The 12887-nt window shown below is 39.2% G+C and carries 10 protein-coding genes; 6 read left to right on the top strand and 4 right to left on the bottom strand.

Going from position 1 to position 12887, the window contains the following annotated elements:
- Positions 1 to 38 precede the first annotated feature (38 nt).
- Complete coding sequence (locus tag R2R28_RS16610) at positions 39 to 1178, bottom strand: hypothetical protein (protein WP_316826805.1); 1140 nt, start codon at positions 1176 to 1178, stop codon at positions 39 to 41.
- A 21-nt stretch (positions 1179 to 1199) separates the two neighbouring features.
- Positions 1200 to 2093: a TssN family type VI secretion system protein gene (locus R2R28_RS16605; protein WP_316826804.1), complete on the bottom strand. Its 894-nt coding sequence runs from the start codon at positions 2091 to 2093 to the stop codon at positions 1200 to 1202.
- 117 nt (positions 2094 to 2210) lie between these two features.
- Here R2R28_RS16605 and R2R28_RS16600 point away from each other — a divergent pair, with 117 nt between their 5' ends.
- Positions 2211 to 3149, top strand: coding sequence for a type VI secretion system baseplate subunit TssG (locus tag R2R28_RS16600; RefSeq protein WP_316826803.1), 939 nt, complete (start codon positions 2211 to 2213; stop codon positions 3147 to 3149).
- Positions 3150 to 3422: 273 nt separating this feature from the next.
- Here R2R28_RS16600 and R2R28_RS16595 read toward each other — a convergent pair whose 3' ends face one another.
- On the bottom strand, positions 3423 to 5288 hold the full coding sequence (locus tag R2R28_RS16595; RefSeq protein ID WP_316826802.1) for a hypothetical protein: 1866 nt from the start codon (positions 5286 to 5288) through the stop codon (positions 3423 to 3425).
- A 26-nt stretch (positions 5289 to 5314) separates the two neighbouring features.
- Positions 5315 to 5749, bottom strand: a complete 435-nt coding sequence (locus tag R2R28_RS16590; RefSeq protein WP_316826801.1) for a GPW/gp25 family protein — start codon at positions 5747 to 5749, stop codon at positions 5315 to 5317.
- A 177-nt stretch (positions 5750 to 5926) separates the two neighbouring features.
- On the opposite strand from R2R28_RS16590, the gene R2R28_RS16585 reads away from it, so the two are divergent.
- Genes R2R28_RS16585 through R2R28_RS16565 form a run of 5 tightly spaced genes read left to right on the top strand, consistent with a single transcriptional unit; the run spans position 5927 to position 12882 of the window.
- Positions 5927 to 6448, top strand: coding sequence for a hypothetical protein (locus R2R28_RS16585; protein ID WP_316826800.1), 522 nt, complete (start codon positions 5927 to 5929; stop codon positions 6446 to 6448).
- Positions 6449 to 6457: 9 nt separating this feature from the next.
- Positions 6458 to 6943: a type VI secretion system TssO gene (gene tssO / locus R2R28_RS16580; RefSeq protein WP_316826799.1), complete on the top strand. Its 486-nt coding sequence runs from the start codon at positions 6458 to 6460 to the stop codon at positions 6941 to 6943.
- Between the two features lie 34 nt (positions 6944 to 6977).
- A complete protein-coding gene (locus R2R28_RS16575) occupies positions 6978 to 7955 on the top strand; it encodes a PKD domain-containing protein (protein ID WP_316826798.1) in 978 nt (325 codons plus the stop codon).
- A 29-nt stretch (positions 7956 to 7984) separates the two neighbouring features.
- Positions 7985 to 10360, top strand: coding sequence for a type VI secretion system protein TssR domain-containing protein (gene tssR, locus R2R28_RS16570; protein WP_316826797.1), 2376 nt, complete (start codon positions 7985 to 7987; stop codon positions 10358 to 10360).
- A gap of 5 nt (positions 10361 to 10365) precedes the next feature.
- Positions 10366 to 12882 carry an ATP-dependent Clp protease ATP-binding subunit gene (locus R2R28_RS16565; protein WP_316826796.1) on the top strand — a complete coding sequence of 839 codons (2517 nt, stop codon included), beginning with the start codon at positions 10366 to 10368 and terminating at the stop codon, positions 12880 to 12882.
- The last annotated feature ends 5 nt before the right edge of the window (positions 12883 to 12887 follow it).

Below are 12887 nucleotides of genomic sequence, written 5' to 3'. Positions count from 1 at the left end.
GGTACAGCTTCATTATTAAATTAGTCCGAGAAATAATATTAATCCAGCAACGTCCAGGTTTTTCTGGCTTGTACTTGTTGTACCACCTGCTGTTCGGCAACCACAATGTTTTCTTTGCGTTGGCCAATGTATTCCAGCCCGCTTAATTTATTCCAAAGTGCCACCAGTACATTCATAAATTCATTCGCCATTACCATACTGTTGTTAATCTGTTTATGATCGTACACCAGTTCGATGGTTTTAGCTAAAAGTTCTTCAAAGTTTCCGGGGGTAACATCTTTCCACTCGTAAAAGTATTTTAACAGTTCTTCCCTTTCGCGGGGATCAATCAGTTTTATTGCAGTAAAAAAGATATGTGCCAGGCTTGAAAAATAGCCAACCAAAATTACAGGCGATTCGCGGTGTGCAACATTTCTGTATTCATAAAATAAGCCTGCAATATAATCCACAATCTTTTCCGAAATCAGGCGGATATTTTTGCCAAGTGGCGTAATGTTATCCCTGCCACTGGTTTTATCAATAATTTTAAATGCGGCCAATTGTAAATCATTCAGCAAAACGCTAAACGATTCATAGTACCTGATTAATGCAGGATGACTGGTAATGGTTGAGCTTGGCGGGATATAATTGTTATTAATCGATAACCTTCCATTTTCATAATAAACCTGTCCGATGGTTAAAAAATAGCTGTCGGCCGTTTGCGAACCCACTTCACTTTCCGGTAAAACCGCAATAGAATAGCCTTTAGCCAATTCAGGGTAACGGATTGGACTTTCATCAGGGCTTGGTGTGCCGGTGGGTACGCGGTTAAACGGGCTCACCACCAATAAAATAACATAGTTACGTGGTTCTGACTGACCAAAATAGTGGTTATGAACCAGTGTGTCCATATTATCAGATTGTGTAATATCAATGTGGCAGCCCTCTGGTGTAACCGCATTACAGTACCTTACACGTACCTCGATGTGGTTAGTTGCCTTTTCGATAATTTCAATATCATGCGAACTTTTATAGCCTGCAAATGGCGGTAAAAATCCGTAATTACTGCTATTTAGTTGTAGCGATACTGCATCCCGTACAAAATCCTGCAAATAGAGATCGCTTACGGTAAAGTGATCGCTGGAGAGTTTCATGCCATTAATCCAGTTGATGGATTTATATTTTAGCGGCTTTATCATGGTAGATGTTTTAATTATAGATTAGATAAAGATAGCACTTTCGCCAACTTCGTTAGGCTTATTTACATTTTCCGATACGCGTTTTGCGTAAATCGTCATTTTTTCAGTAATACCGTTTTCGATAATGTCCAGATCCGGATCGATAAAAATATTTCGTTTAAAAAAGGAAGTTTTAATAAAGAAAATCCATTTATAATTTTCCATATCATCACCTTTAAACTCCACCGGACTTTTGGCAAACTTTAAATTGTAATCATCAATAAACTTATGAAACCAGATCCCGAAGTTCATGTTTTCTACTGCCTTCACCTTTACTTTTAATGGTTCAGGATCGCTGCTTTTTTTGTACAGCTCCAATTCCAATACCAGTAAGCGGTTAAAATCCACATGGTCCATATTAATATCCAATGGTGTATCAGGATATCTCCAGATTTTATAAATTTCTGACGGAATGCCCAATAAGGCAACATAAGCCCACCAAAAAATAAGCGGTACAAAAAAGCAGATGATACTACCTGCGCCGAACCAGCCAAAATTTACCGAACTTAACCAGTTAAAGGCCAGCTGGAATAAATATACGGATAAGATGGCCGAAACAAGCGTGGCGAAAAAGATAAAAACCTTACGCTCCAGTAAATCTTTTGGGTAATACTTTGTTAACAGATAAACAAAAAGCGAACCCATTAAAAGGTAGAAAATACAACAGATAATGTAGCCCCAAGGCATGAAATTAAAATTCAGGAAACCCAAAAAACCCGGGATAGCTAAAATAATTCCAATTAACAGAACACTTACGATGAGTCTTTTGTTATTGAGGAACTGGTTCTTTTTGTTAATGATGGAAAGCACCGCTGTTGATACCATGAAGATCAGCGGAAATAAGAGAAAGCGGATAAAAAATGATTGAACGTCCATTAATTTTTATAGATGTGATGTATTGCAAATATAGTATCTTTAGTATTTGATTATAATCCTATTTTTTTTCGATAATATAAATTTAACCTATAACAAATAACCAAGCTTAAAGTTTAAATGAAAAAAGAAACTTTGATTAATAACGAACTCTTTACAGATTATAAGGCTGTAGCACATGCTGCCGACCTGATCGAACGCAAGGTTATTGATGCCGACAGGATAGAAATTATCCCATTGGGACCTGATAAGCGTGCTTTTGCAAAAGATATTGAAACCACCAGCATCTATTATTCGGAAAAAAGAAGGCACGAACGTATCCGCATTATTACCAACCGCGAAGGTTTGTATGATATGCTGCCCGAAGGGCTATTCCACAGGCCGCCAACTGGCAGTGCTGGGATGGATGAAGAATCGATGATTAAAGACATCAGGGACAGGAGAGAGGAAGAAAAAGAAGCCAGGTTGTTTTTTACGCCCTTTGATGCCGAAATTAATTATGTAAGGATCATGACCGAGCTGTATGAAAACATGCTCGATAAAAAAACAACATATGCTGATCTGAGCCAGATATTCGAGTTTGGCTGGGACGAGTTTAACCTGCTCAATAAGGAACAAAGCATTATTTGGATGCATTTATTGCCAGAAATCCAACAGAAAAGGAATGATATTGACTTTGTATCAAAAGTGCTTACCGCGCTTTTTAACCTGCCTATTGCCATTGTGGATGCTACAGCAAATATTGCCCCGGTAAAAATTGCGGAAGAAATGCAGATGCAGCTGGGAACAAGTGCATTGGGGATTGATACCATTATTGGCGACCATTTTATGCCAGAGCACGAAGCTTATAATGTTAATATTGGCCCAACTTCGCCGCAAGAACTGATTAACTTTATCCCGGGTCAAAAAAACAGGGCCATTCTCGATATGGCCATCAGCTATTTAATGCCGGTAGATGCCGAGGTAAATGTAGAACTTTTTACCGCACCCGATTATCAGGAAACGGTATTAAGTGAGGATGGCGAAAGTGCCTTTTTAGGTTATACGGTATATCTTTAATAAATGCGGATCTGTAACAAGCAGCGGGAAATCGTTATAGAGAGGTAAGAAGCAATCCTACAACGATCGATACGCTAGCGTCATTACGATCCGATAGCTATCGGATCGTAATGACGAAGAATCTTCACGATTTCTTGCCATAGCTACTGAAAAGCAGGGGCTCCGGTTATTAGAAGATTCTTCACTGCGTTCAGAATGACAGATGAATCTTCGAAACGACTTTTCTATCAAAACCCTTTATCAGTAACTTGTTAACAAGGTATTACATTAATATTAAACCGCCCGATATAAAGTTGGCTTTAACAGCAAACGGTAATGTATGTTCATTGTACTCCTCAGGTTTAATTTTGCCAGCGTTAAGCTTAACAGCTCTTCCCAATCCTGTGTACTCAGGTTAAGCTGATCTGCTGGTTCGATCAAAATATCGGTAGTTTTAATAAAGCCCGCATTTGGTTTGTTATCCATGATCAGGCCTTTAGTTAAAGTAATACCTTTTAATTTGTTACCCAGTTCGTAACGGCAAAAGTTGATTACATCTGCCTTCGTAATAATCCGGTCGGCAGTGGTTAAACCATATTTATATGCTTGTACCCTGTTGGTGGCATTTAATCTTGATCGGCCGCCCTTTGTCTGGCTCAATAAAAAGATACTTTCTGCATTCACTTTGTTATTATCGTACACTGCTAAACGGCTGCCCGCATTAATGTGGTTGGCTTCTTCGGCTTGCGTAACCCAGATATCCAGAAATAAAATATCCGCGTCATCAATTGGTTTCAATACAATATAACTCGGTAGCTCTTTAATATCTTTAAGTGCCGAACGGCTTTTTTGTTCAATAAGGGCGATATTTTGCTCCAGGTTTTTAAGTATGGTGCTTAAAAAATCTGGTCCATAAGCCGAAAATGCTGCTTTTTCATCGCGCAACAATTCAAAGAGATAATCTACCAGCTCTTTTGCATTTCTGGTATCAAAACGCTCTGTACCACCATACCTAATTGAAAAAGAACCATCGCCTTTTTCGTTTTCATTGGTGTATGGAATTTCGTTATAACTTTTTCCTTTATTATCCTTCAGGTTTTCTACCGCAAGCATCTGGTCAAGCGATTCCGTTTTAATGGGGATAATATTGTTCATGGTTTTAAGCCGGTGTTTAATCTGGCTTAGGCGTTTATTCACCACCGGAAAAGCATTGATATAAATGTAGAGTTCGTTCAGCATTTCCTGGTTAATGGCTGCCGGAAAAGTTACTTTAAGCCATTTTACAGAATCATCAAACTGGTTTAATATCGCAGGCTGAAACATACCGGCGAATTCAGCAGGCAGTTCCTTATTGTCATCAATATTAAAGTCATTAAGGTCGCCCAGGGTAATAAATCTGTTGCTATAAAATTGCAGCACGTCGGCCTTAATCAAACTAAGCAATTGCTTGTGCTGAAAAGGCGCCTGTATTTTGCCCGTTAAAGGCTCGTCCATAAACCGTTCGGTATAACCAGCAAGCTCGTTATCTTTGTAAAACCATTTCCCCAGTGAGAGCAAATCATAAGTGTTTTCGGGTACTGAATAATTTTTCCAGTCAAAAAATAAATTCAGTTTATTAAAATCCATCCAGTTTTTAATGCCACTGAAGCCGATATAAAGGGTATTTTTCTCTGTAGAAACACCAGGCAGGGTATTGTACGCAGGCTGTTTGCCTAACTGTTCTACATTAAAAAGTGTATTTCCGGTAACAATATATTTTATTGATGCATTATTAACCTTTACGTTGTGCAGCGGACTAAAAAAAATATCGGTTTTTTTTGTCTTATCATTTTCCTGAGGGATATTTTTCTTAAAAGCAAACTGGCTGTATGGCGATAGGTAATCTTCTTGCTCAATGGGCCTGGCATGCATAATGGCATGTGCCGGTAATGATGAGGTTAAATGATCGGGGGCAAGAATACGGCTGATTTTATCGAAGATTCTGTTCTCCAGGTTTTTAACATCATTGGCAACATTAAAAAGTTCGTTGCTTAAGGCTTCAATAATCAGCCTAACCAACGGATCAAACTCGTTACTGTCTTTAACATTCCAGAAATCTTCGGCATTTTTTAAAATTCTGTTCCGGATTTCGTCTTTGGATGAATAAAAAACTGGTTTCATGTGTAGAATATTTTGGGCGTTTTAGATTAGGTTGATAAGGGGCTAAGGAATAAAGCAGTATTAAAAAAATATTTTTCACCAGTAGTTTTTATCAGTGCCCTAACACTAATATCCACCTTTTTTTTGATCTCTGTTATCTTACGTAATGGATAAACATTTTCTACTTCTGTAATCCGCACTTCCACCTCCGTATTGTAGATTCTGAACTCATTATCGGTGATTGATTTTAGCAGCGATTTACGGAATTTTTCCTCCCAGATGCTTTCACTTACGATTAATTCAAAATCAAGGTCCCATATCTCACAGCCAAAATCGTTGTGGTAACGATGCTCCCCGTAACGGGTAAAAATGATCAGTTCTATGTGGTTGGAGATCGATCTTCCTAGGTCAGCTGGCTGAAGACCAGTGCCTGCGAAAACAGACTTAAATCTGAATGGTTTGTTGTAAAAATTTTCAGACATAGATGGTTTGGCTTAAAGTTTGTTAAAAGTAAAAGAAATAAAATCGTTTTAATAACCAAACAACAAATATTAAAAATTGTTATAGTACAATGTTAATTTGAAAAGGTTTGTGTGATTTTATGTGAGGTTGATGTCAGATTAATATTATATACGACTATGTGAAATTATTAATGCTCTATGAAACCCATTAACGCCATCGAAATTAGAACTGCCTATACCAGGTTTATTTTAAACTTTGTATTCCTGACGCTTTTCTCCATTCTTTCTATTTATCTCTTTTTTGCAGCCTCCGATTATGAGTATACCCTACTCGATAAAAAGGTAAAAGAGACCGAAAAATTATCTTATTTAAGAAAAGATATCAATACCAATTTCGACCTTATTCTGCTCCGTTTTAAAGAACTAGCCCAGTATCGTGATTATAATGCAAATGAAATGAGCAAGCAGAGTATTCTGCTCGGCGATATTCAAAGCGCCAATAACAGGATAAAAGATCTGGTATCAAAAAAAACACAAACCAGTCCGAGTTTTAGTCTTTACGAAAAACTAAACAAAAATGTTGGTGCAATGGCCGATCTGCAGGATTCACTCATCAAATCAAGAGGCGATATTCAGCGATATAAGGAACAAATAACCGATTGTCATCGCATAAACCAGGCTGCAGCAAACAAAATTAAAAACGGACGATTCGGTCGATAATTAAAGATTATGATAAAATTAAGCATAAAAGAAAGGCGCGAACAATTCTTGTTTTTTGTGGCGCTGTTTGTTTTTACCGTTGGGCTTTTAAGCTTTGGTATTTTTTATAGCGATAAATCACGCTATGAAATTTCTAAAGAAGAACTCGAAGTTAAAATCAATGAAAATGAAGCTTTCGAAAGTATGGTGAAAGAAACTTCGCCAACGGTTGATACCACCTATAAACAAATAACCCGCTATAACCCAAATGTACAGGCGGTTTTCCTTAAAAACGATATACAAAATTCACTAGGTTCTATCAGGGCCGCGTTTGACCGGAAAGCGTCAGACTCGCGCTATAAAATATTTGTTCAAACGGCACAGCTGTACGATCGGTTATTTTACGATAGACAGGAACAAAACAGAAACATTACAGATATCGAACTGCACAAAAGACAACTTGACGACTGTATTACCAACAGGCGGCAGTTACAGCAAACCATATCTGCCAGATAAATATCCCAAAAACAACCTATAAAAAACGCTACCTATGTCTGACACAAACACCAAGCAAGTTAATTCAAATTCGCAAGGCTATGTTATTCTCTACATCCTACTCGCTGTATTGCTCTTAACAGGTCTGATTTTCTTATTTAAAAGTTCATTGTTCGAAAAAAGGGCAATTGATGCGCGAATATTAAAAGATGAAATTTATTTAAATGAAGATTTAGTTTTTACCGATAATACTCCAAAAGCTTCAAAATGGCTGTGGGAATTCGGTAACGGAGAAAAAGCCACAACCAAAACGGGTGCTTATCACTACACTAAACCTGATACTTACATTGTACGCTTAACCGTTGATGGCGAACTCCGCCAGGAATTTCCGGTAACCGTGAGAGATACAGTACATACCCCGGTTGTAGACAGTGTGCTTACCATCAGCGGGCCAACTGCGGGTTTGGTTAACGAAGAAATCAGGCTGGAGGGCGATGGTGAAGGTAAAGATTTCGAATGGTCATTCGGTGAAACCGGCCGTGTTGATGTTAAAGGAAAAACTGCCCTTTATACTTACCGTGCGCCAGGAAAGTACGTGGTTCGTTTACGGACGGATAAAAGCCGCAAGCCTGCTTTCTTAAACATCCTGATTACCGATCCTAACGCCGAAATTGTAGAAGATATTGTTGCTCCTGGTGATGGCGAACGTAAAACCATCGATGATATCAGGGCACGCCTGCAGGCCATTGCCAATGGTGCCGATTTTAATTCCAATTATTACTACCTCGTTAACAAGTACATGTGCGGTAACGAAAAAGTAACGGTTAATGTAGAAATGAACGGCAAGAAAAAACAAACTGATATTTATTCATACTGCATGGGCCTCACTTTTGGAGGCGAAATAGCCGTTGATGAAGCGCAGCTTACCATTAAGCCAAATTCTACCTGTGCCAGTTTAGTAAATATTAAACAACATTCGGGAACGGCACAACCTGCAGCAACAACGGCTGATGCCCCGGCCAAAACAAAATAGATTAACATCTTAAAGCTCATCTAATGAATATGAAAAAATATTATGCCTTAACCATCCTGTTTTTAGGAATATCGTTTGCCTACGCACAGTCGCCGGCATCCTTTGGCAAAAAAGTAAAATACATGCCTAAATCTTACGAAAGGCCATCAGAAAGTATAAACGTAATGGACAATACCAGCAGCAGCAGTTTGCCATGGATTGTTTTTTCCGACCGCGAAGATAATTATACCACCACCACTCCGGGTGGAAGCCTGATTATGAAAAAAATCAGCTTTATGGAGCCTTTTTATGTTTCTAAAGAAGAAAATGGCTACCTGAAACTGATTAAATACAAGGCCGGAATGATTAGGGGAAGGAAAATTAACGATAAAAAAAGCGCCATCAGCTACGGGTGGATTGCAAAATCGAAATTGCTGTTGTGGCAACGTGCCTTCTCTAACCAGAAAACTGGTTATGCAGAAAAAGCCATTGGTATCGTAAACGGAAAAAATGCCTTAACAGAGCCGAAATTCTATTTTGATACCACCGATTCCATCCTGGTTTACAATACACCCGAGCTTAAAGATAGACGAACCAAAGTAAGGTTACATGAAATTGCCTACATCTATAAAAAATCGGAGGATGGTAAAAAATACCTGATTGGTTCTGATGATCAGCTGGTTGCCGATACGGCTTTAAAAAGCATTTATGGCTGGGTTTCTGCCGAAGCTGTGCACAGCTGGGGCGATCGTTTGTACATCACTTCGGTTAAACCGGGCGATTATGACAAAGATGATTCTACTTCATTTGCTATCAAGAACGGGATCGATAAGGGAACAACCTTCGTGGTAGACCCATTATTGCCAAGGGAAAACCTGATTTTAAGAAGTGTACCTGTGGTTTCGAACGATGAAGGTGGCAACACAGTAGGTATTGCGACCGATGTTTACAATAAAAAAGACAATAAAATATTAACCATTAACGGTTCTGCGCTTTCTTATCAGGATTACCTGAACCTGCGTAAAAATAAAAGCAAGGTAAACGTTGTTTTTGTAGTAGATGGTGGTAGCCCGATGACCAAGTATTTTTCTGGAATGACCAATACCATTGCATCTTTCGAGAATATTATGGGCGATTTTGGTAAAGGAACAAAAGTAAACTTTGGTGGCGTGGTGTACCGTGGCGAAAGTGGTTGTGCTTTAAAAGGGATTTTTGTGAGCCCGATTCAGAATGATTACAGGCAGTTGATGACTTTCTTATCTAATCAGGCTAAAAATACGGTAAGATGTAATGGCGAAATAAGTGAAGAACCCGTTTTTCAGGCTATTAAAACTGGTTTAGGCTTGTTTAAAGCTAAAAAGAACGAAACCAATTTAATTATTTTAGTAGGTAGCACCGGAAATACCGGAGGAACCAACAATTACCTGATTAACGAACTGAGCGAGCAGGTTGCACAGGCAGATGCGCGTATTTTGGCCTTACAGGTTTACAGTGATTTCAATCAATCATTTAATGATTTTGTAATCCAATCACGTAAGCTGGTGTCAGAATCGGCTATCCGCTCTGCAGAGTACAGAAAAAACACCATGGTAAAAGGTGAAGGTTTAAAAAGTTTCCAGCCTTACAATACCAGTTTGCAGGATTCTATTTCTTACTATTTAGATTACCCTAAAAACAGTTTAATCCAGGGTGGTGTGGTTTTTCCAACCAAAGGTTCGGTAAATGCTAACCAAAGTATGACGATTGCCCTGCGTCGTTTTGTAAAAGAAACCAATTCTGATATCTATAACCAGATCAGCTCCTTAGATAGTGCTTTTCGTTTAACAGGTATTTCTAGGAAAAACCTAACGGCCGATGTAGAAGGGTTGTTGCCGGAGCCGGTTGGTGCAGAGGTTGCAGACCGTATGCCGCATAATGCCTTTAAATATTACAGTACCGCAAATTTATCTGCAGATGCGGTAAAAAATAACCGTTCTACTTTACAGTATGCCATTGTTTTAAACAACATGGAGTACAAACAGATTGTAGATGTATTTTCGATTATGCTGGGGCAAAACCTACAAGCTGATCAATCTTCTTTCAGGAGCAAACTGGTTAAAAATTATGTGAGGATGCCGAAGCAGATGTTAGGTATTAAAGAGTCATCAGGCAACATTAAACGCTTAACCTTGGCCAACTACATCAAGTTGGTAACCGGCCTGCCTTTAAACAACGAATTTTTAGAAAAATATACCGTTGGCGATTTAAAGAACAATTCTAAAATGCCGCTCGATCAGTTCGAAACCTATATCAAATTGTTAAACCAGTCTGTTCAGCAGATTAAAAGAGCTACACAGATTGAGCAACAGTTTATTTCGAACGGCAAAATATATTACTACATCACCGAAAACAATTTTAACCCGGCAGTATTGCCTACAACCAACTAAGGCATATGGCAGTTACAAATTTAAGTGAATCGGTAAAAACCGCCTTGCATATCGCACAGTCTTTGGCTAAGGAGTACAGAAATGAAGTTTTCTCTGCCGCGCACCTGCTCAAAGGATTGATGCATAAAGATGTTGGCCTGCGCTCTTTCATCACTTCCATTGGTAAGGATGAAGAGTACATCAGCGAATGGGCAGAAGTACGGATTGATGAACTGGCGAAATCGGCAAGTTTTACCGATACGGTTAGCGGTGCACCCGAAATTGCGGTGATTTTTGAAGAAGCAGATAATGTACGCATTAAACTTGGCCTGGATTTAATCACCCCGGTTTGTGTATTAACCGCATTGGCAAAACCGGGCATAGGTTTTCAGCCCGACCAGTTAAAATCGTTCCCCATAAAAGAACGCGAAATCTTGGATCTTTATGTAAAAGACGAAGAAATTTCGAGGGTAGTTTCTCCTGATAAAACAACGTCTGGTGGCGAAAATAAAAGTACCGGCAATGCATTGTATAAATACTGTATCGATCGGTTGCAGATGGTGCGGGATGGTAAAACAGATGAAATTATTGGCCGCGATAAAGAAACCAGGCAAATGATGGAAATCCTTTGTCGCCGTACCAAACCAAATGTGATTTTAACCGGTGATGCCGGCGTAGGTAAAACAGCTTTGGTTGATGGTTTCGCCATTGATATCGTAAACCAGAATGTGCCCGAAAGCTTAAAGCCTGTTCAGCTTTTTGAACTCGATTTAGGTTCGCTGATTGCGGGTGCATCGTACAAAGGTGAAATAGAAGACCGTTTAAAAAACATCATCAAAGAAATTAAACAGTTCGAAAAAGCGGTGCTTTTTATTGATGAAATCCATACTTTACTGGATAGCAAAGGCCCATTGGGTGCAGGTATCGGTAATTTGTTAAAACCAGAACTCGCCCGTGGCGAAATTACCGTAATCGGTGCGACCACCATTGATGAATACCGCAAAATTATTGAACCCGAGCAGGCTTTTAACAGGCGTTTCGAAGTGTTACAGGTAAATGAGCCAAATGAAGAAAGCACCATTAAAATGCTGCAGAAACTGGCAGTGAAATACGAAGAACACCATACGCTGAGCATCGAACCTGATGCTTTGGGCGAATGTGTACGCCTGGCTAAACGTTACATGAAAGATAGGAGACTTCCGGATTCTGCTTTTGATTTATTGGATAGGACCATGGCTGCCATGAAAATGATGAACGATACTTCCGATCAGGTAATCGAAAGTCTTGAAGTTGATTTAGAAGCCTTAAATGGGAATGCTGAGCAGTCAGAAGCCGATAAATTTGCCGATTATAAGTGGCTTTTCTCTTTACTTCAGAATAAATTAAGCCCGGTTTTATTGGGGCGTTTAACCGATGAAACACAGACTGATGCTTTCGAAACTGCCGAAGAATACCAGGGTTACATCACCAATAGTTTACAGGAATTAAAAAAATACGCTGCGGAAAAAAGTGACCGTATCAGCAAACAGGATATCGCCTCAATTGTGGCCTATAAAACAGGCATCCCAATGGGCAAACTGCAGGCAGGTGAAAAGGAAAAATTGCTCAATATGGAGCAATATCTTAAAAAACGTGTGGTAGGACAGGATCAGGCTTTAAAAGCTGTTTCTGATGCCATACTCGAATCGCGTAGCGGATTAAATAAAAAAGGACAGCCCATCGGATCTTTCTTTTTATTGGGACCAACCGGAACGGGTAAAACCGAACTGGCCAAATCAATCGCCGAATTTTTGTTTAACGACGAAAAAGCGATGATCCGCTTTGATATGTCCGAATTTAAAGAAGAACACAGTGCCGCATTGCTTTATGGGGCGCCTCCGGGTTACGTAGGTTACGAAGAAGGCGGTTTGTTGGTAAACAAAATCAGGCAGCAGCCTTATTCTGTATTGTTGTTCGATGAAATTGAAAAAGCGCACCCTTCTGTTTTCGATACTTTTTTACAAATCCTGGACGAAGGGCACATGCACGATCGTTTAGGTAAAGAAGGTGATTTTAGTAATTCATTGATCCTTTTTACCTCTAATATTGGTAGCGAATGGATTGCCGAACAGATTGGTAAAGGCGTAATTCCTGCATCTAACCAGTTAATGGAAGTAATGGCAGGCCATTTCCGTCCCGAATTTTTAGCGAGGATTTCAGAAATCGTTCCTTTTGCACCAATTAACGAAAGTAATGTAGTGCGCATTTTCGAAATCCAGCTGAGCAGTTTGGTTCAATCCTTAAATAAAATGGGTATTGAATTTGAAATTGCAGATGATGCCAAAAAAATGATTGCTTTAGATGGTTTTACACCCAAATATGGGGCAAGGCAGTTATCGGCAGTAATCCGGAATCTTTTACGCCGGCCGATCTCCAAATACATCATTTCAGGCGAACTCAAAAAAGGATCAAAGGTGGTAGTAAGCAAAAATCCCGAAGAAGATACATTGCAATGGAATATTATTCAGCCAGAAGTTGCTACATTGGAACAAAAATTGAGTTAAAACGT

Source organism: Pedobacter miscanthi (genome assembly GCF_032678605.1).
Taxonomy (GTDB): domain Bacteria; phylum Bacteroidota; class Bacteroidia; order Sphingobacteriales; family Sphingobacteriaceae; genus Pedobacter; species Pedobacter miscanthi_A.
The sequence above is the reverse complement of the archived record's forward strand: the minus strand, read 5'-3'. Positions and strand labels throughout refer to the sequence as shown.